The 23,858-nt window shown below is 67.7% G+C and carries 24 protein-coding genes; 9 read left to right on the forward strand and 15 right to left on the reverse strand.

The genetic code is table 11. The features are described from left to right. Positions 1–1,415: 1,415 nt before the first annotated feature. Complete coding sequence (locus tag ACFYO1_RS39545) at positions 1,416–1,847, reverse strand: MarR family winged helix-turn-helix transcriptional regulator (RefSeq protein ID WP_378720722.1); 432 nt, start codon at positions 1,845–1,847, stop codon at positions 1,416–1,418. A 51-nt stretch (positions 1,848–1,898) separates the two neighbouring features. Here ACFYO1_RS39545 and ACFYO1_RS39550 point away from each other — a divergent pair, with 51 nt between their 5' ends. Beyond that, a complete protein-coding gene (locus ACFYO1_RS39550; RefSeq protein ID WP_387243357.1) occupies positions 1,899–2,975 on the forward strand; it encodes a substrate-binding domain-containing protein in 1,077 nt (358 codons plus the stop codon). A gap of 67 nt (positions 2,976–3,042) precedes the next feature. On the opposite strand, the gene purQ is transcribed toward ACFYO1_RS39550, so the two are convergent. Both purQ and purS read right to left on the reverse strand, forming a co-directional pair. Next, positions 3,043–3,720 (reverse strand): phosphoribosylformylglycinamidine synthase subunit PurQ, encoded by a 678-nt coding sequence (gene purQ, locus ACFYO1_RS39555; protein ID WP_387243359.1) that lies wholly within the window; start codon positions 3,718–3,720, stop codon positions 3,043–3,045. Further along, positions 3,717–3,953: a phosphoribosylformylglycinamidine synthase subunit PurS gene (gene purS / locus ACFYO1_RS39560; protein WP_150403849.1), complete on the reverse strand. Its 237-nt coding sequence runs from the start codon at positions 3,951–3,953 to the stop codon at positions 3,717–3,719. The genes purQ and purS overlap by 4 nt, the downstream gene beginning before the upstream one ends. A 94-nt stretch (positions 3,954–4,047) precedes the next feature. Here purS and ACFYO1_RS39565 point away from each other — a divergent pair, with 94 nt between their 5' ends. Then, positions 4,048–4,692: an MBL fold metallo-hydrolase gene (locus ACFYO1_RS39565; RefSeq protein WP_387243363.1), complete on the forward strand. Its 645-nt coding sequence runs from the start codon at positions 4,048–4,050 to the stop codon at positions 4,690–4,692. Positions 4,693–4,710: 18 nt separating this feature from the next. Here the strand turns inward: ACFYO1_RS39565 and ACFYO1_RS39570 are convergent, their stop codons facing one another. Beyond that, positions 4,711–6,075: a dipeptidase gene (locus ACFYO1_RS39570; RefSeq protein WP_387243365.1), complete on the reverse strand. Its 1,365-nt coding sequence runs from the start codon at positions 6,073–6,075 to the stop codon at positions 4,711–4,713. A gap of 194 nt (positions 6,076–6,269) precedes the next feature. Between ACFYO1_RS39570 and ACFYO1_RS39575 the strand changes: the two genes are divergently transcribed. Continuing rightward, entirely contained in the window at positions 6,270–7,667 is a 1,398-nt protein-coding gene (locus ACFYO1_RS39575; protein WP_387243369.1) for a glutamate decarboxylase, read from the forward strand. A gap of 125 nt (positions 7,668–7,792) precedes the next feature. On the opposite strand, the gene ACFYO1_RS39580 is transcribed toward ACFYO1_RS39575, so the two are convergent. Further along, complete coding sequence (locus tag ACFYO1_RS39580; protein WP_387243372.1) at positions 7,793–8,494, reverse strand: DUF2334 domain-containing protein; 702 nt, start codon at positions 8,492–8,494, stop codon at positions 7,793–7,795. Between the two features lie 193 nt (positions 8,495–8,687). Between ACFYO1_RS39580 and ACFYO1_RS39585 the strand changes: the two genes are divergently transcribed. Both ACFYO1_RS39585 and ACFYO1_RS39590 read left to right on the forward strand, forming a co-directional pair. Then, on the forward strand, positions 8,688–9,086 hold the full coding sequence (locus ACFYO1_RS39585; RefSeq protein ID WP_387243375.1) for a type II toxin-antitoxin system Phd/YefM family antitoxin: 399 nt from the start codon (positions 8,688–8,690) through the stop codon (positions 9,084–9,086). 8 nt (positions 9,087–9,094) lie between these two features. Further along, on the forward strand, positions 9,095–9,493 hold the full coding sequence (locus ACFYO1_RS39590) for a PIN domain-containing protein (protein WP_387243378.1): 399 nt from the start codon (positions 9,095–9,097) through the stop codon (positions 9,491–9,493). Between the two features lie 68 nt (positions 9,494–9,561). On the opposite strand, the gene ACFYO1_RS39595 is transcribed toward ACFYO1_RS39590, so the two are convergent. Together ACFYO1_RS39595 and ACFYO1_RS39600 are read right to left on the reverse strand one after the other, a co-directional pair. Beyond that, a complete protein-coding gene (locus ACFYO1_RS39595; protein ID WP_387243381.1) occupies positions 9,562–11,736 on the reverse strand; it encodes a S9 family peptidase in 2,175 nt (724 codons plus the stop codon). A gap of 89 nt (positions 11,737–11,825) precedes the next feature. Further along, a complete protein-coding gene (locus ACFYO1_RS39600) occupies positions 11,826–12,209 on the reverse strand; it encodes a MerR family transcriptional regulator (RefSeq protein WP_387243384.1) in 384 nt (127 codons plus the stop codon). Positions 12,210–12,256: 47 nt separating this feature from the next. Here ACFYO1_RS39600 and ACFYO1_RS39605 point away from each other — a divergent pair, with 47 nt between their 5' ends. Further along, positions 12,257–13,345, forward strand: coding sequence for an alkene reductase (locus tag ACFYO1_RS39605; protein WP_387243387.1), 1,089 nt, complete (start codon positions 12,257–12,259; stop codon positions 13,343–13,345). Between the two features lie 103 nt (positions 13,346–13,448). On the opposite strand, the gene ACFYO1_RS39610 is transcribed toward ACFYO1_RS39605, so the two are convergent. Next, positions 13,449–13,694 (reverse strand): hypothetical protein, encoded by a 246-nt coding sequence (locus ACFYO1_RS39610; RefSeq protein ID WP_387243390.1) that lies wholly within the window; start codon positions 13,692–13,694, stop codon positions 13,449–13,451. A 155-nt stretch (positions 13,695–13,849) separates the two neighbouring features. Here ACFYO1_RS39610 and ACFYO1_RS39615 point away from each other — a divergent pair, with 155 nt between their 5' ends. Both ACFYO1_RS39615 and ACFYO1_RS39620 read left to right on the forward strand, forming a co-directional pair. Further along, positions 13,850–15,055: a sensor histidine kinase gene (locus tag ACFYO1_RS39615; RefSeq protein WP_387243393.1), complete on the forward strand. Its 1,206-nt coding sequence runs from the start codon at positions 13,850–13,852 to the stop codon at positions 15,053–15,055. Beyond that, positions 15,052–15,717 carry a response regulator gene (locus tag ACFYO1_RS39620; protein WP_387243396.1) on the forward strand — a complete coding sequence of 222 codons (666 nt, stop codon included), beginning with the start codon at positions 15,052–15,054 and terminating at the stop codon, positions 15,715–15,717. Before ACFYO1_RS39615 ends, ACFYO1_RS39620 begins: the two co-directional genes overlap by 4 nt. A 26-nt stretch (positions 15,718–15,743) precedes the next feature. On the opposite strand, the gene ACFYO1_RS39625 is transcribed toward ACFYO1_RS39620, so the two are convergent. From ACFYO1_RS39625 to ACFYO1_RS39650, 6 genes are all read right to left on the reverse strand, one after another. Further along, positions 15,744–16,703, reverse strand: a complete 960-nt coding sequence (locus ACFYO1_RS39625) for an alpha/beta hydrolase (RefSeq protein ID WP_387243398.1) — start codon at positions 16,701–16,703, stop codon at positions 15,744–15,746. Between the two features lie 136 nt (positions 16,704–16,839). After that, positions 16,840–17,262 carry an HIT family protein gene (locus ACFYO1_RS39630; protein ID WP_387243401.1) on the reverse strand — a complete coding sequence of 141 codons (423 nt, stop codon included), beginning with the start codon at positions 17,260–17,262 and terminating at the stop codon, positions 16,840–16,842. Positions 17,263–17,481: 219 nt separating this feature from the next. After that, complete coding sequence (locus ACFYO1_RS39635) at positions 17,482–18,018, reverse strand: hypothetical protein (RefSeq protein WP_387243404.1); 537 nt, start codon at positions 18,016–18,018, stop codon at positions 17,482–17,484. Positions 18,019–18,082: 64 nt separating this feature from the next. Further along, the gene (purB, locus tag ACFYO1_RS39640) at positions 18,083–19,504 is read right to left on the reverse strand and encodes an adenylosuccinate lyase (RefSeq protein ID WP_387243407.1); all 1,422 of its coding nucleotides are present in this window, start codon (positions 19,502–19,504) and stop codon (positions 18,083–18,085) included. 6 nt (positions 19,505–19,510) lie between these two features. After that, positions 19,511–20,155 carry a TetR/AcrR family transcriptional regulator gene (locus tag ACFYO1_RS39645; protein WP_387243410.1) on the reverse strand — a complete coding sequence of 215 codons (645 nt, stop codon included), beginning with the start codon at positions 20,153–20,155 and terminating at the stop codon, positions 19,511–19,513. A gap of 128 nt (positions 20,156–20,283) precedes the next feature. Then, positions 20,284–21,402 (reverse strand): pyridoxal phosphate-dependent aminotransferase, encoded by a 1,119-nt coding sequence (locus tag ACFYO1_RS39650; RefSeq protein ID WP_387243413.1) that lies wholly within the window; start codon positions 21,400–21,402, stop codon positions 20,284–20,286. 144 nt (positions 21,403–21,546) lie between these two features. Between ACFYO1_RS39650 and ACFYO1_RS39655 the strand changes: the two genes are divergently transcribed. Next, positions 21,547–22,560: a M23 family metallopeptidase gene (locus ACFYO1_RS39655; RefSeq protein ID WP_387243416.1), complete on the forward strand. Its 1,014-nt coding sequence runs from the start codon at positions 21,547–21,549 to the stop codon at positions 22,558–22,560. Here ACFYO1_RS39655 and purD read toward each other — a convergent pair. Beyond that, positions 22,553–23,830, reverse strand: coding sequence for a phosphoribosylamine--glycine ligase (gene purD, locus ACFYO1_RS39660; protein ID WP_387243419.1), 1,278 nt, complete (start codon positions 23,828–23,830; stop codon positions 22,553–22,555). The genes ACFYO1_RS39655 and purD overlap by 8 nt on opposite strands. Positions 23,831–23,858: the final 28 nt, after the last annotated feature.

Genomic DNA, 23,858 nt, shown 5'->3' on the forward strand with positions numbered 1-23,858 from the left:
CGTTCATGATCTCGGCCGGCGCGGAGACTGCCAGTTGGACGCTCGATATCGCGGAGTATCCGACACGATCTCGATCGCAGCAGGCCGGAGAGGTTCTAGCTAGACGACGGCGATGATGATCGCGAGGATCACGCCGAGGGCCGCAACGGCAGCACCCAGAAAACTACCAACACCGGGCAGAAGCACAGTTCCTCCTGTTTGTCGGTCGAGCTTGGTGATCAGTGTGTCTCACTGCCTCGACCTCGGAAACTAGGCCGAGGTTTTCGCCTCACCGTGGAGGCACGCAGAACTCAGTTGACCGAAGTCGACCGATTTAGACGACGGCGATGATGATCGCCAGAATCACGCCGAGGGCCGCGACAGCAGCACCGAGGAAACTACCAACACCGGGGAGCAGCATTTTTTCTCCTGTTTGTCGGTTGATCAATTGATCGAGCAGCGGCGTGCACGCGAACTGCCGATTGAAGACTGTAGATCATTCCCGGCCGATAGAAAAATCGGCCAGATGCCATCTCATACCGGAGACGGCACCTCGAACACGATCAGCTCAGAAAGCTAGATGACCGCGATGATAATGCCGAGAATCACGGTCAGAGCGGCAACAGCGGCACCGGCCATACTTCCAACGACGGGGAGCAGCATTGTTCCTCCTGATAGTAGGTCGAACCATTGGATCGATCAGCGACGGCTTGTCGCTGTCGATTTCAGACTGTCGACTTCCTCGACGTATCAGAAAGTAGCCGACATTGCCTCACATCGGAGGCTTTTGACGAACTCGGTCAGCGGGAAACTAGATGACCGCGATGATGATGCCGAGAATCACGGTCAGCGCGGCAACAGCGGCGCCGGCCATACTTCCGACCACGGGGAGCAGCATTGTTCCTCCTGATAGTAGGTCGATCCATGGATGACTTAGCGTTGGTGATCATGCCAACTGTCAAGGAACAAAGGGCAATCCGACCCGGCGTGTCGGGAAATTGACCGGGGCACCCCCGTTGTGGGCGGCGAATTTAATTGGACGCCAATGCTCAATAATCGAATTGGACGATCGTCCGACCAGCCGAATGCTCAACCGGCGCAAGCAAATCCATCGAACGCGGCCCCCAGCGGACGCCCCCATACCATCTATCCCGCGCAATACGCAAAAGCGCAGGAACGAACAGATTTGTCCGACGGCCGACAATGGGGTCCCGGAACGAACCGCTGGACATCGGAACAGACCGCGGGATCAGCGGAACGAACCGCGCCGGCGGGACGCCGCGCGCGATCACCGCGCACTATCAGAAAGATTTACGCTTCTGATCTGCCGCACAGTTCAAGATCAGTCAATTCCACGCGGAATTAAAGAACGAACAGTCCGATCCATCGATCACCGACAGATCGGACTTTCGGGACATTTGTCCGGCGAATCCGTGCTACTCCGGGTTCGCGGAAACAAGTTCCAGTAAACGCATCAGTTCCGCGTACCGGCGCGCGCCGATCCGGGACCGCAGTTCCTGTTCCGCCCGAGCCTCCTCGGCGCGCACCGAGGCGACGAGTTCGGCGCCGAGCCGGCTCAGCCCGATCAGGATCCGCCGGCGGTCGTCCTGCGCCGCCAGCCGGAAGATCAAACCGCGCTCGGCCAGGTAGTCCGCGTGCCTGGTGGCCGAGGACGGAGCTAGCTGCGACCTGGCCGCCAGCTCGCTCATGGTGATGCCGGTCTCACTGGAGAGATTCGACAACATCGACCACTGGTCGGGTGTCAGCTGCCTGGCACACAGTGCGGCGTCCAAGTGACGCAGCCAACCGCGTTCCGCGGCACGCAGCGCACCATGCAGCGTCGAATATCCGCTTACAATGGTCGTCATTGTTATTCCTGCCTGCCATGAATTTCGCTCTAACGAGAAGAAGAGTACCGAATGCCGGCGTTCGGCGAGAGCCCAGAGGGCACTATCGAGATCCTGAACATAGTCCCGATGCAGGGACCTGGCGGTATCGTAGCCCCCTCCTGCGACGCGGCGATTTCGCTTGCCGTCGACGAAATCAACCGGGGCACAGGAATTCTCGGTCGCGAAATTCGTACTACGAATATCGATGGCGGCCGCCCGCCGCACGAGGTGGCGAGCGAGGTTTCCGCGCTCCTCGCCACCGGCATGGTGGACGCGATCACCGGGTGGCACACCTCCGCGGTGCGCCGGGTGGTGGCCAAGGCGGCCGACAGCCGGGTGCCCTATTTATTCGCCACCGGACACGAGGGCCTACCGGACGAACTACCCGGCGTCCTGATGCTCGGCGAGCACCCGGCCGGGCAGACGTTGCCCGCTTTGCACTGGCTCGCCCGCGAGCACGGTATTCGCCGCTGGGCCATCATCGGCAACGACTACATCTGGCCGCGCGAGTCGGCCAAGGCCATCCGCAACAGCCTGGCCGACCCCGGTGACGTGGTGCTCGAGCGATTCGTCCCGCTCGGCGCGCCCGATTTCGGCGACTTCCTGTCCCACCCGGCCCTGGATAAGGCCGACGGCGTGGTGATCCTGATGGTCGGCGCGGATGTGTCCCGATTCAACCGGCAGTTCGCCGCGACCGGACGGGCGGCCGACCAGCTGCGGATCAGCCCCGCGGCCGACGAGAACGTGTTACTGGCCGGCGGCGCGAGCGCCAATCACAACTTCTATGTCGCCTCGAGTTTCTTCATCGACGAGCACAGCTCGGACGGGCGGGATCGGGTCGACCGCTATCGCAAGCTGCACGGCGAATTCGCGCCCGCGCTGACCAGTTTCAGCAATATGACCTACGAGGCGATCCACACGCTGGCCGGGCTGGCCCACGCGGTGGGCTCGCTGCGGGTGCCCGACGTGCTGGGCGCGATCGACCACGGCGTGCTGCTGGACACCCCCGGTGGGCAGCGCGCGTTCCAGGGCAATCAGGCCATCCAGCACGGCTACATCGCCCGGGCGAACGGCGTCCGGTTCGACATAGTCGCCCGAATCACCTAGGCCGCACCCTTTTCGCCCTCCCGCGCGCGACGGCGCGGTGGATCGAAAAGTGTGCGGCTCGTGGTGGTTACGCGGAGACCAGGGTGTCCAGCACCGAGAGGAACAGGCCGAGGCCGTCGTCGCTCGGGCCGGTCAGTGCCTCGGTGGCGTGTTCCGGGTGCGGCATCAGGCCGACGATGCGGCCGTCGGCCGAGGCGATGCCCGCGATGCCCCGCTGCGAACCGTTCGGGTTGTCGCCGGCGTAGCGGAAGACCACCCGGCCCTCACCCTCCAGCTCGTCCAGGACGGCGGCCGAGGCCTGGAAGCGGCCCTCGCCGGACTTCAACGGGACCAGGATCTGGGCACCGGCCTCGTAGCGCGAGGTCCACAGCGTCGACGCCGATTCCACCCGCAGCCATTCGTCCCGGCAGATGAAGTGCAGACCCTCGTTGCGGGTCAGCGCGCCGGGCAGCAGACCGGCCTCGCACAGCACCTGGAAACCGTTGCAGATGCCGAGCACCGGCAGGCCGGTCTCGGCCGCACGCACCACCTCGCCCATCACCGGCGCGAACCGGGCGATGGCGCCCGCGCGCAGGTAGTCACCGTAGGAGAAACCGCCGGGCACGATCACCGCGTCGACATTCTTCAGAGCGGCGTCCGCGTGCCATAGGCTCACGGCCTCGGCACCGGCCAGGCGCACCGCGCGGGCCGCGTCGACATCATCGAGCGTGCCCGGAAACGTGATGACTCCGATGCGCGCGGTCATGACAGCCGCGTGACTTTCCACTCTTCGATCACGGTGTTGCACAGCAACGCCTCCGCGATCTGCTCGAGCTCGGCGTCACCGACACTGTCGTCGACATCGAGTTCGAATCGCTTGCCCTGCCGTACATCCGAGATGCCCTCGAATCCCAGGCGCGGGAGCGCACCGACGATGGCCTGTCCCTGGGGGTCCAGGATCTCGGCCTTCGGCATCACCTCGACCACGACTCGTGCCACGCGTTGCTCCTCATGTGGTGGTGGGGGGTTACCTGAGCAGCGTAGTTGTTTCGGCAGGCGTGCCCGACTCCGGGTGGCGCAATAGCATGGCGGAATGCGCATAGCTCACTTCGGCCACTCCTGTCTGCTCGTCGAGCTGCACGGAAAGAAGGTGCTCTTCGATCCGGGCGTCTTCTCGCACGGCTTCGAGGGCCTCACCGACCTGGACGCGATCGCGATCACCCACCAGCATCCGGACCACATCGATCCGAACCGAATCGAGGCACTGGTCGACGCGAATCCCGGCGCCCGGCTGCTGTCCGACCCGCAGACCGCGCAGCAGCGCGGAGAGAAGTGGGAGGCGGTGCACGCGGGCAACGTGCTCACCCTGGGCGAGCTCCAGATCACCGGGGGCGGCGGCAGGCACGCGGTGATCCACCCGGAGATACCGGTAGTCGACAACACCGTGTTCCAGCTGGGCACCGCCGACGATCCGGCGGAACTCGTGCACCCCGGCGACTCGCTGTGGGTGCCGCCGGTGCCGGTCGGGGTGCTCGCGCTGCCCGCCGCCGCGCCGTGGATGCGGATCAGCGAGGCGGTGGACTACCTGCGCGCGGTCGCGCCACGCACCGCGCTGCCCATCCACTACGGCATCATCGAACAGGCCGCGCAGGGCGTCTACTTCGGCCGGTTCGCCGAAATGGGCCCGGCCGGCACGGAATTCACCGTGGTGGAACCGGAAGACCAGCGCGAGTTCTAGGTCTCCCGGCTCGGCGCCCTAGCCGGACCGCTCGGCGTAGGTCAGCAGGAACAGCGCCTCGGCCAGCGCCATCCGCTCGATCTCCGACGGATCCACGCTCTCGTTCGGGGCGTGGATCAGGCACGTCGGTTCCTCGACGCCGAGCAGCATGATCTCGGCGTCGGGGTAGGTGTCGGCGAAGACATTGCACAGCGGGATCGATCCGCCCTGTCCCTGTGTGGTCGCGGCGCGGCCGTAGGCGGCGGCCAGCGCCGCCTCCATCGCCTCGCGCGCCGGACCGCCGTTGCCGGAGCGGAACGCCGCGCCGATGCCTTCCAGTTCGATGGTGAGCTGAGCGTTCCACGGGGTGTTCGCCTCGAGGTGCGCGACGAGAGCCTTGTGCGCCTGCTCCGGATCGGTGCCCGGCGGGATGCGCAGATTCAAGCGGGCCCGCGCCGAGGGCTGGACGGCGCCGGTGGAGCCGACCACCGGCGGGGCGTCGATGCCGAGCACCGTCAAAGCCGGTCGCGCCCAGAGCATGTCGGCGACCGTGCCGTCGCCGACCAGCTCGACGCCGCGCAGCACGCCCGCGTCGACGCGGAACTGGTCCTCCGGGTACTGCACGCCGGACCAGCGCTGATCATTGGGCAGCCCGGCCACCGTGGTGTTGCCGTGCTCGTCGCGCAGCGTGGCCAGCAGCTGGATCAGCGCGGCCAGCGCGTCCGGCGACGGACCGCCGAACATGCCGGAATGCAAAGGGCCGGCCAGGGTTTCCACGGTGACCACGACATTCACGCTGCCGCGCAACGTCTCGGTCAGCGTGGGCACGCCCGCGGCGAAGTTGCCGCAGTCACCGATCACGATCGCGTCCGCCCGCAGCAGGTCCGGATTGGCCTCGACGAACCGCTCCAGCCCGCCGGTGCCCTGCTCCTCGGAGCCCTCGGCGACCACCATGACCCCGAGCGGCAGGTCGGGGCCCAGCGCGCGCAACGCGGTCAGGTGCATGACGATGTTGCCCTTGCAGTCCGCCGCGCCGCGGCCGTACCAGCGGCCGTTCTTCTCGGTCAGCTCCCAGACCGGTGTGCGCCAGGCGCCGCTGTCCAGCGGCGGCTGCACGTCGTAGTGGCAGTACAGCAGCACCGTCGGCGCACCGGGCGGCGCGGGCCGGGCGGCGATGACGGCCTTGCTGCCGTCCGGCGTCTCGTGCAGGCCCGCCCTGGTCAGCCCGGCCGCGACGAACGCGTCGGCCACCCACTGCGCGGCCCGCTCGCACTCGGCGGGCGGGAACTGCCGTGGATCGGCCACCGACTTGAACGAAACAAGCTGCGTCAGATCGGTTTTCGCCTGCGGCATGAGTGCGGCCACCTTCGCGCGCAGCTCTGCGGTGCGAGAATCGTCGGTCATTGCCAGCGCCTCACTTCTTCGTCGTCGCGCGGCGCCCCCGCCGCTGATCCACTCTGGCACGAACCGTCCAGCACAACGGTGGAAATCTAGTCGACCGAGCAGTTCGTGTCGCCCGGCTTCCGCGGGCCGGACCGGGCCGGTGTGGTTGTGTGGGGTGACGCCAGCACGCGAGCCGACACTGCGGAGGTAATCCCATGTCCCCAAGCGCAGACCCCGACGACCTGTTCGCCCTGCCCGGCATGAGCCGGGTCGCGCCCAAAGGCGGGTTCCCGCAGGGCGAACTCTTCGCCGAGGTCGCCTACGAGATCGTGCACGACGAACTCATGTTCGACGGCGTCTCCCGGATGAATCTGGCCACCTTCTGCACCACCTGGGTGGACGAACAGGCGCGCAGGGTGATGGTCGAGTCACTGGACAAGAACATCGTGGACAAGGACGAGTACCCGCAGACCGCCGAGCTCGAGCGGCGTTGCGTCCGGATGATCGCCGACCTGTGGCACTCCCCCGATCCGGCCGGTACACACGGCACCTCGACCACCGGGTCCAGCGAGGCGGCGATGCTCGGCGGCCTCGCCGCCAAGTTCCGCTGGCGGCAGCGCGGCGGCACCGGCACACCCAATTTCGTGTGCGGACCGGTGCAGGTCTGCTGGGAGAAGTTCGCGCGGTATTTCGACGTCGAGATCCGGCAGATTCCGCTGCGCGGGGATCGGCTGACCATGCATCCGGACGACGTGGCCGCCTACTGCGACGAGCGAACCATCATGGTGGTGCCCACCTTCGGCCAGACCTTCACCGGGCTGTTCGAGGATGTAGCGGCGATCAGTGGCGCGCTGGATCGGTTGCAGGAGGCCAGCGGGCTGGATATCCCGATCCACGTCGACGCGGCGAGCGGCGGCTTCCTCGCCCCGTTCACCGCGTCCGATCTGGTGTGGGATTTCCGGCTGCCGCGGGTGAAGTCGATCAACGCCTCGGGGCACAAGACCGGCCTGGCGCCCCTCGGTGTGGGCTGGGCGATCTGGCGCGAGGCGGCCGACCTGCCCGCCGAATTGGTCTTCGACGTGGACTATCTCGGCGGCAGCATCGGCACCTTCAATCTGAATTTCTCCCGGCCGGGCGGGCAGGCGATCACGCAGTACTACGAGTTCATTCGCCTGGGCCGGGCCGGATACACCCGCGTGCAGTCGGCCATCTATCGCGCGGCCAAGCAGCTGGCGGCGGGCCTGAGCGAGCTCGGGCCGTTCGAGCTGATCCACGACGGCAATCCGCACCGGGGCATCACCGCGGTGGCGTGGCGGCTGACCGGTGATCCCGGATTCAACCTGTACGACCTGTCGGATCGGCTGCGCAGCCGCGGCTGGCTGATCGCCGCCTATCCGCTGCCCGCGGGCCGGGAGGACGAGACGATCATGCGCGCGGTGATCCGGCACGGCTTCACCGTCGACCTGGCCGATCTGCTGCTGGCCGATATCGACCGGTGCGTGAAACAGCTGGAGCGGCATCCGTTTTCGAGCTCGCTCACACAGCAGGAAGCGGGCGGCTTCACCCACAGCGCGCGGGCCGCCGTACCGAGCGAGAAGTCCGGGCCCGCTTGATCGAGCGGAGCGGCGCCGTCGCCCGATTTACGCCATTTCCGCGCGGCGGCGCCGATCGGCCCGCTCGGCGGCGCCGATAACCAGCCCGGCCATGCTGTTCGAAAGCGGCACGGCGCGGGCGTCTTTCAGGCCGCGCGCGCGATAGCGGGCGGCTCCCAGCGGTAGACGGCGCCGGTCGCGCCGTGGAAGAGGGCCAGGTCTACGGCGTCGAGCATGGCTTGACGCGGTCCGGAACGTTCCAGTTGCGCGGCCGACACCGCGAGCCGCAGCATGCCGCCGCGACGCGCCGTCCGGGCGGCGCCCATCACCAGTGCGCGGCACCACCACGGTTCGGCGCGGAAGCCCTCACCGATCCCGTACACCCGAACCTTCTGTGCCACATTGTGTTCCAGGTCCAGGATCGAGGTCAGGCCGAGCGCCACCCGGAAGCCGACCTCGGGCAGCGCCTCGATCGCCCCCGCCGACGCGTCCCAGCGCGGCGCGGCGAACAACCGGGTGCGCAGCTCCACCCGCTCCATCACCCGGTCCGCCGCCATCAGCCGCAGCCGCGCCTCATGCCTTGGCAGCGTGGCGAATTCGGCGCGCCTGGGCTTGGTCGCCGCCTGGTCGTAGCCGTGCAGCACGATCGCGTCGCCGCGGGCCCGGCGCCCGCGCAGCCACGCCTGCGTCGCGGGATCCTCGACCAGCTTGTACTTGCCCTTCAACCGGGGCGCCACGAGCAGCGACAGTGGCACACCACGCTGATCGAGTTCCGCGGCGAACTCGATCGCCGCGTCCCGAGTGGTGTCCCGGATCCCGGAAATGGATACGACCAGCTCAGCGTTCATGAATTTACGGTGCCAGGGGCAGATGTACTGGGCGTGCAGGCAGGATGGCCAGGCGACGAACACCTTGGCACACGTTCTCGCGGAAAACCTCTTCCACCGATGTACCTACACGTTGTACCCTCAGGTAAGCACGTTCGGGCGCGGCATTCGCCGACTCAGCCCGTTGGACCCTCGATCGAGGGGATTTATTCGGATGCGGACAGTTTCTGTCAGGGAATTCTCTTACAACCCGAGCGCGATACTCGCCGAAGTAGAGCAGGGGGAAACGATCCAAGTGACCAAACACGGTAAGACCATTGCCGTTCTCTCGCCACCATTCGAGGAGATGAGTACATACGACAGGTTGGTAGCGCAAGGAGTCATCGTCGAACCACCAGGCGGAGCACGCACAGTCGAGCAGATGCTCGGGACTTTTGCGGCGTACAAAGGCACAGAGGTCGACCAGACCCGGATCGACGCATGGGAACGGCGCAGCGCCAGACTCGATGAGCGGAAGGAGGAGTTGTTTCGCCGGATCATCACTGGTGACGACCTATCCACGCTCGAGGATGCCTTTCCCGATCTCGCCGACGACGAGGATATCGAAAAATGATCTTGTACATGGACGCGTCCGCGATTATCACGAAGGTGGTCGGCCGGGCACACGCGGACGCGCTCGATCGTTTTCTGGGTCGGCATCCCGCGGCGGCACCGGCAACCAGCAGTATCGGATTCGTCGAGTCGGTGCGTGAATGCGACCGACTCGGCGACTATCCGAATCTGATGCGGGACATGATAAATGAATATGTGAATATTCCGCTGACAGGCCGGATCCGCGACCTCGCGGCCTACCTACCACGTGGACTGAAGTCGATGGATGCCATTCATGTAGCCAGTGCTACACAGTTGGGATCCGAGTTGCTCGCCTTGGTTACATACGACAAGACGATGGCCAAAGTCGCACGGCAACAGGGCCTTCCGATCGCAATGCCGGGAATCGACGCGCGTACGACCTTCTGAATCCGCTCAACCCTCGAACAGACGCGGATACGTGCGGCCGGTCGTCGAACCGGCCGCACGTGCGGAATTCACGCGTCTGCCAGGCCGACCCGGTCCAGCACCCACGCGTACTCGAAGGCGACTTCCTTCCACTTCTCGTACCGGCCACTCACGCCGCCGTGGCCCGCGCTCATCTCCGTCTTCAGCAGTAGCTGCGAGTCACCGGTCTTGGTGGCGCGCAGCTTCGCGACCCACTTGGCGGGTTCGACGTAGAGCACGCGGGTGTCGTTGAGGCTGGTGATCGCCAGGATCGCCGGATAGTCCTTGGCCTCGACGTTCTCGTACGGGGCGTAGGACTTCATGTAGTCGTAGACGTCCTTGTCCGCCAACGGGTTACCCCACTCGTCCCATTCGATGACGGTCAGCGGCAGCGACGGATCGAGAATCGAGGTGAGCGGATCGACGAACGGAACGTTCGCCAGGATGCCGGTGAACAGCTCCGGCGCCAGGTTCGCCACCGCGCCCATCAGCAGGCCGCCCGCGCTGCCGCCGTCGGCGATCATCCGGTCCGCCGCGGTCTTCCCGGTATCGATCAAATGCTGTGCGCAGGAGACGAAGTCGGTGAAGGTGTTCTTCTTCGTGAGCGTCTTGCCGTTCTCGTACCAGAGCCGGCCCATCTCACCGCCGCCGCGCACGTGCGCGACCGCGAACACCATGCCGCGATCCAGCAGCGACAACCGGGAGACGGAGAAGGACGGATCCATGCTCGCCTCGTAGGAGCCGTATCCGTAGAGCAACAGGGGCTTCGGCGAATCCAGCGCCAGCCCCTTCTTCCACACCAGCGAGATCGGGATCCGGGTGCCGTCCGCGGCGACCGCCCAATCCCGGTGCTGCTCATAGTCGTTCGCGTCGTAGCCGCCGAGCACCGGCTGCTCCTTGCGCAGCAGCAGATCGCCGGTGGCCGGCACGTAGTCGAACACCTGAACCGGCGTGATGAACGAGGTCAGGCCGATGCGCAGGGTCGGCTGCGCCCACTCCGGGTTGGCGCCCGCGCCGACCGCGAACAGTTCCAGATCGAAGTCCAGTTCCCGCCGTTCGCCGTAGCCGCTGTCGGTCAGCGGCCACACCGCGACCCGGGTCAGCGCCTCGCGCCGGTAGCTCAGTACCAGGTGATCGGAGTAGGCATCGACATCCTCGAGCCGCACGTCGTCGCGGTGCTCGATCAGCAAGGTCAGGTCCGAGGGATCGGCGACCGGTGCGTCGGCGAGCACGAAGTTCTCCGCCTTCACCCCGTCGACCACGTCGTTGTGCAGGATCAGGAACCGATCCTCGCCGCCGACCACCGCGTGCTCGGCCGAGTACTCGACCCCCTCGCGGCGCGGCAGGATGACCCGGAATTCACCCTCCGGATCGTCGGATTCGAGCACCCAGCCCTCGGTGGTGATCTTGGAACCGACCCAGATCATCAGGTACTTCTCCGAGCGGGTCGAGGTGATGCTCACCCAGTAGCGCTCGTCCGGCTCGTGGAACACCTTCACATCGGTGGAGGTCGGGCTGCCGAGCCGGTGCCGCCACACGGTGTCGGGCCGCCAGGACTCGTCCACGGTCTGGTAGAAGACGTGCGTGCCGTCCAGCGACCAGGTCGCGCCGGGCGCCGTCTCGGCGATCGCGTCGGCGAGCATCTCGCCGGTGCGCAGGTCCTTGAACCGCAGCACGTACCGCTCGTCACCGACCGTGTCCACGGAGTAGGCGAGCAGGTTGCCGTCGTGGCTCAGCGAGAACGCGCCGAGTGCGAAGAAGTCGTGCCCCTCGGCCACCACATTGCTGTCCAGCAGGATCTGTTCGCCGGGCACCTCGGTGCCCGCCTCCAGCTGCGGCGGGGTCCAGGCGTCGATGCCCTCGGCGTCGGCCGCGATCGGACAGCGGCAGTGCACGCCGTACTGCTTGCCCTCGAAGCTGCGCGAGTAGTACCAGTAGTCGCCCATGCGGGTGGGCACGGACAGGTCCGTCTCCTGGGTACGGCCCTTGATCTCGTCGAAGATCGAGTCGCGCAGCCCGGCCAGATGCGCGGTCTGCGCCTCGGTGTAGGCGTTCTCCGCCTCGAGGTGCGCGATGACCTCCGGGTTCTCCTTGTCCCGCAGCCACTCGTACTCGTCGACGAACACGTCGCCGTGATGCACGCGTTCGGTGGGCACCGTCTTGGCGATCGGCGCCGTCACCCCGTCGAGGTCTGAGATCGTTCCGGTACCGCTGTCGAGAGCCATGGGCTCCACCGTAGCGGCGCGGGCCCCGCCCGTCCCGCCAGGACCCGGCAACACCCCTGCTCGAGCCGCCGCACCTCGCCGAATCCGGTCTAGCCCTTGCCCTCCGAGCGTGGCACGGCGCCGGACGCCGCGTGGATCACGCTGTCGAGCACGTCGTGGGTGCGTTGCAGGTCGCGCATCGCCTGTTCGATCCGCTCGCGTTCGCCGGTGAGCCGTTCCACCAGGAACGGCGTGGCGGCCGCGTTCGGCGTGCCGTCCACGTCGTGGATGCAGGGCAGCAACTCGCCGACGGTATCGCTGTGCAGGCCGGCGGCGAACATCTCCTGGATGCGCCGGACCCGGTCCACCGCGGCCTCGGGGTACTCGCGCTGCCCGCCGGAGGTCCGCTCGGACGCGAGCAGCCCCTTGGTCTCGTAGTACCGCAGCGACCGGACGCTCACGCCGGTCCGCTCGGCCAGTTCACCGATGCGCACAAATCGCTCCTTGACCTGACATTGATGTCAGGTTTTACGGTACAGGAATGTTGCTGCTGACCGAATACCGCACTCCCGCCCGTACCCTGCCCAACCGCATCGTCATGTCGCCGATGACCCGCTTGCGTTCGCTGCCCGACGGCTCCCCAACCCGCGATGTCGCCGACTACTACGCGCAGCGCGCGGCGGCCGGGCTCATCGTCACCGAGGGCATCTGGCCGCATTCGACCGGGCAGAGCGAGGCCTGGGTGCCCGGGCTGCAAACCGAGCGCCAGGTCGAGGCGTGGTCGCGGGTCACCGAGGCCGTGCACGCGAAGGGCGGGCGCATCTTCGCGCAGCTGATGCACGGCGGGCGCAAAGGACACCCGCTGGCCCGGATCGATGGTTCCTGGCCGGCCGGTCCGTCCGCGGTGCTGGACGAGGATCGGGTGCACCTGATCGCCGGCGGCAAGGCCGACCCGATCATGCCGGCGGCGCTGGATCGGGCCGACATCTACGCGGCCGTCGAGCACCATGCCCGCGCCGCGCGCAATGCCATCACCGCGGGCTTCGACGGGGTCGAAATCCACGGGGCCAACAGCTATTTCGTGCATCAGTTCCTGGCCGACAACACGAACCTGCGCACCGACGAATTCGGTGGCTCGATCGAGAACCGGATGCGGCTGCCGCTGGCCGTGGTCGATGCCGTGACCGCGGCGATCGGGGCGCGGCGCACCGGTATCCGGCTGTCTCCCGGCAACCCGCAGTTCAATATGTTCGAGGCCGATCCGGCACCGCTGTATCGCGCGCTGGTCACCGAGCTCGACGGTCGCGGCCTCGCTTACCTGCACCTGACCGACAACGACACCTACGGCGCACTGGCCGATCTCCGGCCACGCTGGCGCGGCACCCTCATCGCCAATGTCGGCGAAAACCGTGCGGCGACAACGGCGGAGGCGGCCGAGGGCGTATTGCGTTCCGGTGTCGCCGATCTGGTGTCGTTCGGTCGCCATTTCATCTCGAACCCGGATCTGGTCCATCGCATCACCCACGACCTGCCCCTCGCCCCGATCCGCGAGGACCTGCTCTACGGACGCACCGCCGAGGGGTACAGCGACTACCCGCGGTGGGAGCCCGCCACCGTTGCGGCGCACTGATCCGGTGCGCACGAATCGTCCTGCCGCGTACAGCATCGCCGGCTGCGGCGGTAGGACGATCCGTGCGCGGCCTCGGGGTTTACCCGCAGTGAGACTCAGGGGTTCAGGCTTCGAGCAACTTGACCTTGTTGTTCGACCGTTCGGCAAGCACTCCGCCGGCCGCGGCAAGCACGACCAGCACCGCGAGCTGACCGCCCCAGCCCCCCGGCACCCAGTCGAGCAGGCCCCACACCTGGGACTTGCGGTGGTCGATCAGCAGGCGGATGACGGCCTGGGCCGACGCGACCATCACGACCATGCCGGCGATCTGCAGTCCGATCCACGCGTTCTTGCCCATCACACTCTCCATTTCCGACCTCGTTCGGTAGCGATGCCTCTCATGGTTGCCCCGGGGCAGGTCATCGCGCATCGGCCGTCGGTCGGCGAGCGGTTCATCCTTTGGTAGATCCGAATTCGCCCTGCAGGCCGATGCGCGGCCGGTCCGCGGGCCCCTAAAGTCGCGTCATGCCCACCGATCCGCTCTCGTCGGCGCCGCCGCTTCGGCTGTGGTCGCACGCCTGGCGGATGGTGGCGGTGATTCTCATCGGCCTGCTGGCGTGGTCCTCCACGAAGAGCGAGATGGCACCGATCGACGGTGCGCTGCTGACCTGGTTCCAGGTCGGGGATCCGTTGCTCGGCGTGGTGTGCATGCTGCTCACGCTGCTGCGGCGGCGGTATCCGGTGGCCATCGCGGCGATCGTGACGGTGGCGTCCACGGCGTCGGTGACCGCCAACGGCGCGGCGGCGCTGGTGCTGTGTTCGCTGGCCACCCGGCGGCGCTACGCCGAGACCGCCGCGCTGGCCATCGTCAGCATCGGCACCGGGCTGCTCACCGACAGCGTGATCTATCCGAAACAGACCGAGTCGCAGCCCTATTGGATCGATACGGCGGTCCTCACGGCCGCCATCGCGACCATCGTCGCGATCGGCTTCGCGGTGGGCGCGCGGCGGGATCTGGTGTGGTCGTTGCGCTCTCGCGCGGAGACCGCCGAGCGGGAACAGCACGCGCGCGCCGCCGAGGCGCGGCTGCTGGAACGCAATCGGATCGCGCGGGAGATGCACGACGTACTGGCGCACCGGATTTCGGTGGTGGCGATGCACGCCGGCGCGCTCGGCTTCCGCACCGATCTGACCAGGGAGCAGACCGCCGCGACCGCGAAGACCATCGCCGAGAACGCGCATCTGGCCTTGCAGGAACTGCGCGAGGTGCTGGGAGTGCTGCGCACCAGCGACGATTCGCTCACCGCAAGCCCGGAACCGCCACAGCCGACACTGGCCGACCTCACCCGGCTGATCGAGGAGGCACGCTCGGCGGGCATGGACGTGTCGATCACCGACACCACCACCGACGATCTCCCGGCGACCAGCGCGCGCACCGCGTATCGCATCGCCCAGGAGGGATTGACCAACGCGCGCAAGCACTCTCCCGGTGCGGCGGTGCGCGTGCGGATCGAAGGCGGACCGGGTCAGGATCTGATCGTGGACGTCGGCAACTCCGCCCCGCGACAGCCGGGACTCAGGCTGCCGTCCTCCGGTTACGGTCTGCTCGGACTCGCCGAACGGGCCGAACTGGTCGGCGGCACACTGGATTACGGACCCGATCCGACCGGCGGTTTCCGGCTGCGGGCCGTGCTGCCGTGGCCGGCCGTCGTCGCGACGAGCGACAGATGACCGCACGCATCCGCGTGGTCGTCGTCGACGACGAGCCGCTGGCTCGTTCGGCGCTGACGATGATCCTCGGTGGCGATCCCGGGCTGGAATTGGTCGGTGAGGCGGCCGACGGCGAACAAGCGCTGGCCGTGGTCGCCGAACAGTCACCCGACATCGTGCTGATGGATCTCAGGATGCCGGTACGCGACGGGCTGGACGCCACGCGCGAACTGCTGAGCCGGCCAGGCCCGCCCCGGGTGCTGGTGCTGACCACGTTCGACGCCGACGACATGGTGTTGCGGGCGCTGCGCATCGGCGCGCACGGATTCCTGCTCAAGGACACCCCGCCCGCCGATATCGTCGCGGCGGTCAAGCAGGTGGCGGCGGGGCGGCCGATGCTCTCGCCGAGCGTTACCGCGCAACTGATTTCGGTGGCCACCGCCGGGCCGAGCGCGGACGACGCGGCCCGCGAACGGGCCCGCACCGCGCTCACGACGCTGACCGAGCGGGAACGCGACATCGCCGAGGCGATCGGCCGCGGGCTGTCCAATTCCGATATCGCCAAGGAGATGCACCTCAGCGTCGCCACCGTGAAGTCGTATACCAGCAGGCTGCTCAGCAAGCTCGACGCCGAAAACCGGGTCCAGATCGCGATTGTCGTGCTCAACGCGGGACGCGACTAGCGAATCCTGCTGCGCCCGTTATGGATTCATGCGCCGATGGCCGACGCGATGGTCGGCCAGGACGCGTGCAGTGTGTCCTGCCAGTAGGACCAGGAGTGAGTTCCGGTGGCGCTGTAGTCGACTCGGGCCGGTATGCCGAGTCCGCGCAACCGCTGCTCGAACGAGACCACGCAGGCGTTGACGCCGAACTCGACCGGGCCGCCGAGGAAGATGTTCTCCGCCAGTTGGGGTTTGATCTCCGTCTCGTGCGGGCCGGGGATGCCGGTGCCGCTGGACAGATAGATTGTCTTGCCGCGCAGGCGTTCTGCCAGCAGCGCGGGATCGTGCTCGGCCCAGGCCGGACTACCAGGGGGACCCCACATATTGAGCGGGTTGCCGCCGCGATTGGCGATCGAGAACATCACGGCACCCATCGCCAGACCGGTGTCGGGGCAGGCGCTGTAGCCCGCGACGGCGCGATACAGCCACGGATTGCGGGCGGCCAGAATGAAGGCCGCGTTGCCGCCCATCGAGAGTCCGCCGATCGCGTTGACGCCGTTGCCGTTGAACCGGGCGTCGATCAGCGGCGGCAGTTCCTCGGTCAGGAAGGTCTCCCACCGGTAGTGGCCGAGCTGCGGGTCGTCCTGCTCCCAGTCGGTGTAGTAGCTGGCCTCGCCGCCCACCGGCAGCACCACATTGACGTCGGCGCCGGAGAAGAATCGTTCCGCGTCGGTGGCGTTGGTCCAGGTGCTCTGGCTGGTGCCGGGATCGAGCCCGTCCAGCAGGTAGTACGCGGGCCGCGCGCCGCCGCCGGCCGGATGCAGCACCTGAACCTGCACCGTTCGGCCCATCGCCGGTGAATCGATGAACACCGCGGCGCGCGTAGGGGTCAGGTTGTCCACCCGCTCGATCTGCGCGGCCGAGGCCGTCGCAGGCCCGGCGACCGCAGGACCCACCACCCCGAGCGCCATGGTCAGCACTGCCACAGCAACTGGTGTTCGACGCATGACCACACCTCCATCGCCGCATCACAACGGCTTTCAAAGGTAGCTCACCATGGATTATTGCGGAAGTGACATTGCTCTCCGGCTTTTATTCAGCAAACCATCCGGTACGTGCCGCGCCGTCCGCCGAAACCGCCGCTCAGCGGCCCAGCGCAGCTCGAATCGAGCCGGCCAGATAATCCAGATCCGCCCGCCGCGGACTCGTCGGCCGCCCGCGCAACCCGAACCCATCCCCCGGCGTCCGCGGGATCACGTGCAGATGCACATGGAACACCTCCTGCCCCGCCGTCACCCCGTCGGCCAGAAAGAAATTCACCCCGTCACACCCCACCTCACTCGCCCGCAGCGCCGCCGCCACCCGCTGCCCCACCTGGAACAGCTTTCCCCCGACCACCGGATCCAGCTCCGCCAGACTCCGCGCCGCCACCTTCGGCACCACCAGCACATGCCCCGGCGTCATCGGCCGAATATCCATGAACGCCAACACATCATCGTCCTCATACACCCGGCTGGCCTCGGCCCGCCCGGCAACGATGTCGGCAAAAATCGTGTACGGATTCACGCCCGAAACCCTAGCCCGCCACCCCCACCCAGAAATTCGATACCGCCACCGAGCCACCCCCACATCCGGGGTACGCGCCGGCCCCGTCGGCGGCAGGTAGCTGCACTGCAATTACATAGCCATCGCACATCAGATGCAGTACTATCGAGACAGCTCTCGGCACTAGCTGAGAGAAGTGGACCCGGCTCCTCTCCGGACGGTGAGCAGTCGGGTTTCGCGCTATCTACACATGCTTTCGACGTCGTAGACGTCCTGCACCAACGGTGCGACCATCGCCCGCCAAACCCCACCGGCACCGAATGCCCAGGCGACAGCGTCCGGCCACCACAACCCGGGTTCACAGTGCGGGAGCATGTGCACGTAGGGCAGATCCGCCGATGCTTTGCGAAGCACCCCGGCGATGCAATGCCGATCCCGTTGGTCGAGGCTCTCCCGCGACTCGATGACCAACCGCTCCGCTTTCACGTCTACCAAGTGCGTCACCAACCGCGCCATGCAGTTGTCCCGCGCACGCACCTCGACACCCCGCCCCACGAACACCGCCACGCGAACACCGTCGAACCTCGACATAGTGGCGAGAATCAACCTGCGTCGACTGTCCGGCTCCTTGGCGAAATGCCAGCGCCGTTGGCCGGGCAGGCACAAACCGCGGACCAGCCCTCGCGCGTCGGACAACCGTCCAGACGGAATAAGAGCAGCGCAGAGCAGGTAACGGTCGCGACGAATCGACTCGTCCACGAAGGCGTGAATGGTCACCGTCGGACGATACCGTCCGGCTATGACACCTGCTAGCGAATTCGCGGCGAAACGGTCGCTCCCTCTACAGGATTGGCGAAGGTGTGTAGTTCGCGGCGGCCGGGTTCTGGTCGACCAATTTCTGGACCGCGGCGATGACGTCGGAGACCTGCGCTTCGGCGGCGCCGATGAACGCGGACTTGTCGGCGAGCGCCGCGTCCAGTGCGGGGCGGTCGAGCGGAAGGCGGTCGTCGGCGGCCAGGCGGTCGAGGAGGTCGGGTTCGCGGCCTTGTTCGCGCATGGCGAGGGCCACGGCGACCGCGTGCTCCTTGATCACCTCGTGCGCGGTTTCGCGGCCGACGCCGGCCCGGACCGCGGCCATGAGTATGCGGGTGGTGGCGAGGAAGGGGAGGTAGCGGTCGAGTTCGCGGGCGATGACGGCGGGGTAGGCGCCGAATTCGGCGAGCACGGTGAGGAAGGTTTCCATCATGCCGTCGATGGCGAAGAAGGCGTCCGGCAGCGCGACGCGACGGACCACCGAGCAGAACACGTCGCCCTCGTTCCACTGCGCGCCGGCCAGTTCGGCACCCATCGACGCGTAGCCGCGCAGCACCACCTGCAGGCCGTTGACCCGTTCGCACGAGCGGGTGTTCATCTTGTGCGGCATGGCCGAGCTGCCCACCTGGCCGGGCTGGAAGCCCTCGGTGACCAGCTCGTTTCCGGCCATCAGCCGGATGGTGTGGGCGAACGACGACGGGCCGGCGCCCACCTGGACCAGCGCGGAGAGCACGTCGTGGTCGAGCGAGCGCGGGTACACCTGCCCGACGCTGGTGAGCACGGTCGCGAAGCCGAGATGCCGGGCCACCTGCTGCTCCAGCGTCGACAGCTTGGCCGGATCGCCGCCGAGCAGATCGAGCATGTCCTGGGCGGTGCCCATCGGGCCCTTGATGCCGCGCAACGGGTACCGGTCGATCAGCTCACGCACCCGGGTCAGCGCGATCAGCAGCTCGTCGGCCGCCGAGGCGAACCGTTTGCCGAGGGTGGTGGCCTGTGCGGCGACATTGTGCGAGCGACCCGCCATCACCAGCGTCTGATACTCGGCGGCCCGCTCGGTGAGCCGGGCCGCGATCGCGATGCCGTGCGCGTGCACATGCTCGAGCGAGAGCCGGATCTGCAGCTGCTCCACGTTCTCGGTGAGGTCGCGGCTGGTCATGCCCTTGTGCACGTGCTCGTGCCCGGCGAGCGCGTTGAATTCCTCGATGCGCGCCTTCACGTCGTGCCGGGTGATCCGCTCACGCTCGGCGATCGAGGCCAGGTCGACCTGGTCGATCACCCGCTCGTAATCGTCGAGCACGCCCGCGGGCAGTTCGATGCCGAGCTCGGACTGCGCCCGCAACACCTCCAGCCAGAGCCGCCGCTCGAGCACGATCTTGTGTTCGGGCGACCACAGCCGCACCAGTTCCGGACTGGCATAACGGGTGGCTAAGACGTTCGGGACAAGGCTCACGTTTGATCAGTCTAATGCGCGGAAACGGTCCACTTGCTGGGGCGTCGCCGGTGCGACGATGTCGATCACCTCGAGCAGCGCGCCACGGGCCATTCGGCGCGGTTCGGGCTCCTGTTCGGTGAGCGCCGCGACCACCGCGCCATCGACCACCGCGACCAACCTGCGCAGTTGCTCCGGACGCACCAATCGGTCCGAGCGGCGCAACACGTCGGCGAGCAACTCGTCGAGCTGAGCTCGGAGACGGAGCTGCACTTCGCGTAACTCGGGGTGCCGCGCGGACGCGACCGACCGCTCGTACCTGGCGATCAACTGTCCGCGCGCACCCTCGTCGTGCCAGTGCCCGTCGACGCCGACGAGCAGATCGAGCACCAGGTCGACGGTCGCCTCGGCGCCGCGGCGGCGGTGGCTCACCTCGCCGACCCGGCGGCGCATCGCCTCGAGTTCCACGTTGCCGCTGAACTCGACCGCGCGCGCGATCAGATCTTCCAATGATTCGAAGTAGTAGGTGGTCGACGCCAGCGGAAGATCAGCGCGGGTCGCGACCGATCGGTGCCGCACCGCCTCGAACCCGCCTTCGAGCAACAACTCGGCGGCGGCAGCTACCAAAGCCTGGCGACGCCGTTCGCCTTTCGGGGTCGTCGCGGTGATCACCGTGCCATCGTGCCAGTCGTCATCAGTTCTTCCAGGGGAAATCAGCGAGGAAAAGCAACCATCGATGTTTTACCGTATCCGCGCGGCCACGGTGCCGAACTGCGGAAAGTTGTTGCCGGACACGACGATCAAACACCCAGATAGTGCCCTAGACGAACCAGGGCCTGCTCGATGTCCGCGGTGGCTCCCGCGAAGGAGAACCGAACTGTCCGATTTCCGTGCACAGTGTCGAAGTCGATGCCCGGTGCGAGCGCGACACCGGTGTTGTTTAGCACGTCCGCGCACCAGGCGCGCGCGTCATCGGTGAGATGGCCGATATCCGCGTACGCGTAGAAGGCGCCGTCGGCCGGCGCCAGGTCGGTGATGCCGATCTTCGGCAGGCCGTCCAGCAGCAGCTGCCGGTTGATCGCGTAGCGGCGCACGTGACCGTCGAGCTCCGCCTTGGCCTCCGCGCCGAACGCGTGCAGCGCCGCGTACTGCGAGATCGCGGGCGGGCACACGGTGAGATTGGAGGCGAGCCGTTGCAGCGCGGGGCGTAATCCGCTGGGCGCCAACATCCAGCCGAGCCGCCAGCCGGTCATCGAGAAGTATTTGGACACCGAGCCGATGACGACGGATTCGCGGGAGGTCTCCCAGGACGAGGAGGTCGCGGTGTCGGAGCCGGGATAGGTGATGCCGTGGTAGATCTCGTCGGAGATGAGCAGGGTGCCGTGGTCGTCGCACCAGCGGGCGAGCGCGGCCAGCTCGGCGGGGGCGATCATGGTGCCGGTCGGGTTGGCCGGGCTCGCGACGATCAGCCCGGCCGGCGGGTCGGGCAGCGCGTCCAGCATGGCGACCGTCGGCTGGAAGCGGGTGTCGGCGCCACAATCGAGTTCGACCACGTGGCAACCGAGCGCGGTGAGCGTGTTCCGGTAGGCGGGATAACCGGGACGGGCGACCACCACGGTGTCGCCGGGGTCGAAGGCGGCCAGGAAAATCAGCGAGAACGCGCCCGACGAGCCGGTCGTGACCACCACGTCGTCCGGGTCGACGGCATAGCCGTAGGTCTCGGTGTGATGCCCCGCGATCGCCTCGCGCAACGGCAGGATGCCGAAAGTCTCGGTGTAGCCGAGCAATTCGGATTCGATCGCGGCCTTCGTCGCGCGCAGCACCGGGGCGGGCGCCGGCGTCGACGGCTGTCCGGCGGCCAGCACGAGCACATCGCCGTGCGTTCTGGCCCGTTGCGCGGCAGCTTTCCAGACGTCCATCACGTAGAAAGGTGGAATGGTCGACCGGCGAGATTCTCTGCACACCCGTCAGACGGTAGACGGTGTCGCATCCCGGCACTGCGCTGACGCTCGCCTTTCCACCTGGTCGTGCGCTCCACTCCGACCAGGGTTATGGTCGGCTTGATGCTCGAGGATGCTCGACGAGCTGGGCTCGACCGGGTGCGCGGAGTGGGTGGCATCGGGGTCATTCCGCCGGACTGGCGCGCCCGGCTCCGGGAACGACCGGCGCGCGGCCTGCGGGCCCTGCTCGATCGGCGCAACGTCCAGGAACTCCTGCGACGCCGCCCCGATCCGCGGGAACTGTGGCAGCGGCGCTCCGAGCTGCGCGACCGATGGGACAAACGGCTGCGCGACCGGTGGGACAAACGCCCCGACCGCGACAAGATCCTCGCCCTGCTGCGCAAGCATCGAGTGCTGCTGGCCGCGCTGGTGGTCACCGCCGTCTTCGCCGCGGGTGATGCCTCCTTCGCGGCCGCGATCAGCGATCGCACCCCCGACCCGGACCACGCCCAGCGCGTCGCCGTGGCCTATCCCCTGCAGTTGCAGTCCACGCCGCCGTCGGTGCGCCGGCTGTTGAACGCCATCGATAACGGCGAACGCCTCCGCGAACAGGCCGTGGTCGCGGCCGCCGCCCGCGCCACGCTGGAACGGGCCAAAGCCGAAGCGGCCGCCGCGGCGGCCGGCGAATGGCAACCGTGGATGGGCGGCAACACATCGACCACCACACCCGGCGCGATCCTGCCCGGCCTCGGCGGCTTCGTCATGCCCGCGCGCGGCACCTTCACCTCCGGATTCGGTTCGCGCTGGGGCACTTTCCACGCGGGCATCGACATCGCGGCACCGATCGGCACGCCGATCTACGCGGTCGCCGACGGCACCGTCATCGACGCGGGCCCGGCGCAGGGCTTCGGTCTCTGGGTGCGGATCCGCCACGACGACGGCACCATCACCGTGTACGGCCACATGTACGACTTCTTCGTCTCCCGCGGCGAACGCGTCCCGGCCGGCATGCAGATCGCCCGGGTCGGCAATCGCGGCGACTCCACCGGCCCGCACCTGCACTTCGAGGTGATCGTCGGCGGCCAGCACATCGATCCGCAGCAATGGCTGGCCCTGCACGGGCTCACCTTCAGCTAGGCACGGCGATCCGGTCCTCGACGGCGGCGAGGCCGATGTCGGTGCGGTAGTGGCTGCCCGGCAGCTTGATCGTGCCGATGCGCGCGTAGGCGTTGGTGCGGGCCTCGGCGAGGTCCGCGCCGATACCGACCACGTTGAGCACGCGCCCGCCCGCGGAGACCAGGGCGCCGTCCTCGCGCAATGCCGTCCCGGCGTGCAGCACGGCGGCGGAGTCGTCGACCGCGCCGTCGCCCGCCCCGGTGATGACATCGCCGATCCGCGGGCGGCCCGGGTAGTTCTCGGCGGCGATCACCACGGTGATCGCGGACCCGTCCCGCCAGCGCGGCGGGTCCACCTCGGCCAGCGTGCCGGTCGCGGTGGCGTTGAGCAGTTCGGCCAGCGGGCTTTCCAGCAGTGCGAGCACCGCCTGGGTTTCGGGATCGCCGAAGCGGCAATTGAATTCGACCACGGCGGGACCGGCGGCACCCATCGCGAGGCCGGCGTAGAGCAGCCCGGAGAACGCGCAATCACGCCGAACCAATTCGGCCGCAACGGGTTTCACCACGTCCTCGACGATCGCGGTCACCGCTTCGCCGGACAGCCACGGCAGCGGCGTGTAGGCGCCCATGCCGCCGGTGTTCGGCCCGGTGTCCCCGTCCCCGACCCGCTTGTGATCCTGCGCGGGCAGCAGCGGCACCACCGTCTCCCCGTCGACCAGGCAGAACAGCGAAACCTCCGGTCCGTCCAGGAACGATTCCAGCAGCACCGGATGTCCCTGCTCCAGCAGTTCGGCACCGTGATCGCGGGCCGCCGAACGGTCGGCGGTCACCACCACACCCTTGCCCGCGGCGAGCCCGTCGTCCTTCACCACCCAGGTCGGGCCGAACCGGCTCAACGCGGCATCGAGGTCGGCCGGGTTGTCCACGATCTCGCTGTGCGCGGTCCGCACGCCCGCCGCCGCCATCACATCCTTGGCGAAGGCCTTCGAGCCCTCGATCCGCGCGGCCGCGGCGGACGGCCCGAAACAGGCGAACCCGGCGGCCCGCACCGCGTCGGCGACGCCGAGCACCAGCGGCACCTCGGGGCCGATCACCACGAGGTCGGCCGCCGCCTCGGTGGCCAGCGCGACCACCGCTTCCGCCGAGCACGGATCGACCGGCCTGGTCGTCGCGTGCTGCGCGATACCCGCGTTGCCCGGCGCGGCGACGATCGCGCTGACCGCGGGGTCGCGGCGCAACGCGAGGACGAGGGCATGTTCACGGGCTCCGGAACCGATGACGAGTACGCGCACGGCAGACAGCTTAGGTGAAGGCCCGCGG

Origin of the sequence: Nocardia sp. NPDC006044 (genome assembly GCF_042871115.1) — a bacterium.
In the GTDB taxonomy this organism is placed as follows: domain Bacteria; phylum Actinomycetota; class Actinomycetes; order Mycobacteriales; family Mycobacteriaceae; genus Nocardia.

Bases quoted from the DNA above. Each gene is read 5' to 3' on its own strand.
- ACFYO1_RS39615 (WP_387243393.1), top strand. From the start codon at position 13,850: ATGCCCACCGATCCGCTCTCGTCGGCGCCGCCGCTTCGGCTGTGGTCG.
- ACFYO1_RS39585 (WP_387243375.1), top strand. From the start codon at position 8,688: ATGCGGACAGTTTCTGTCAGGGAATTCTCTTACAACCCGAGCGCGATA.
- ACFYO1_RS39570 (WP_387243365.1), bottom strand. From the start codon at position 6,075: ATGACCGACGATTCTCGCACCGCAGAGCTGCGCGCGAAGGTGGCCGCA.
- purQ (WP_387243359.1), bottom strand. From the start codon at position 3,720: ATGACCGCGCGCATCGGAGTCATCACGTTTCCGGGCACGCTCGATGAT.
- ACFYO1_RS39565 (WP_387243363.1), top strand. From the start codon at position 4,048: ATGCGCATAGCTCACTTCGGCCACTCCTGTCTGCTCGTCGAGCTGCAC.
- ACFYO1_RS39610 (WP_387243390.1), bottom strand. From the start codon at position 13,694: ATGGAGAGTGTGATGGGCAAGAACGCGTGGATCGGACTGCAGATCGCC.
- ACFYO1_RS39655 (WP_387243416.1), top strand. From the start codon at position 21,547: ATGCTCGAGGATGCTCGACGAGCTGGGCTCGACCGGGTGCGCGGAGTG.
- ACFYO1_RS39625 (WP_387243398.1), bottom strand. From the start codon at position 16,703: ATGCGTCGAACACCAGTTGCTGTGGCAGTGCTGACCATGGCGCTCGGG.
- ACFYO1_RS39605 (WP_387243387.1), top strand. From the start codon at position 12,257: ATGTTGCTGCTGACCGAATACCGCACTCCCGCCCGTACCCTGCCCAAC.
- ACFYO1_RS39545 (WP_378720722.1), bottom strand. From the start codon at position 1,847: ATGACGACCATTGTAAGCGGATATTCGACGCTGCATGGTGCGCTGCGT.
- ACFYO1_RS39550 (WP_387243357.1), top strand. From the start codon at position 1,899: ATGCCGGCGTTCGGCGAGAGCCCAGAGGGCACTATCGAGATCCTGAAC.
- ACFYO1_RS39650 (WP_387243413.1), bottom strand. From the start codon at position 21,402: ATGGACGTCTGGAAAGCTGCCGCGCAACGGGCCAGAACGCACGGCGAT.
- ACFYO1_RS39620 (WP_387243396.1), top strand. From the start codon at position 15,052: ATGACCGCACGCATCCGCGTGGTCGTCGTCGACGACGAGCCGCTGGCT.
- ACFYO1_RS39595 (WP_387243381.1), bottom strand. From the start codon at position 11,736: ATGGCTCTCGACAGCGGTACCGGAACGATCTCAGACCTCGACGGGGTG.
- ACFYO1_RS39590 (WP_387243378.1), top strand. From the start codon at position 9,095: ATGGACGCGTCCGCGATTATCACGAAGGTGGTCGGCCGGGCACACGCG.
- ACFYO1_RS39575 (WP_387243369.1), top strand. From the start codon at position 6,270: ATGTCCCCAAGCGCAGACCCCGACGACCTGTTCGCCCTGCCCGGCATG.
- ACFYO1_RS39580 (WP_387243372.1), bottom strand. From the start codon at position 8,494: ATGAACGCTGAGCTGGTCGTATCCATTTCCGGGATCCGGGACACCACT.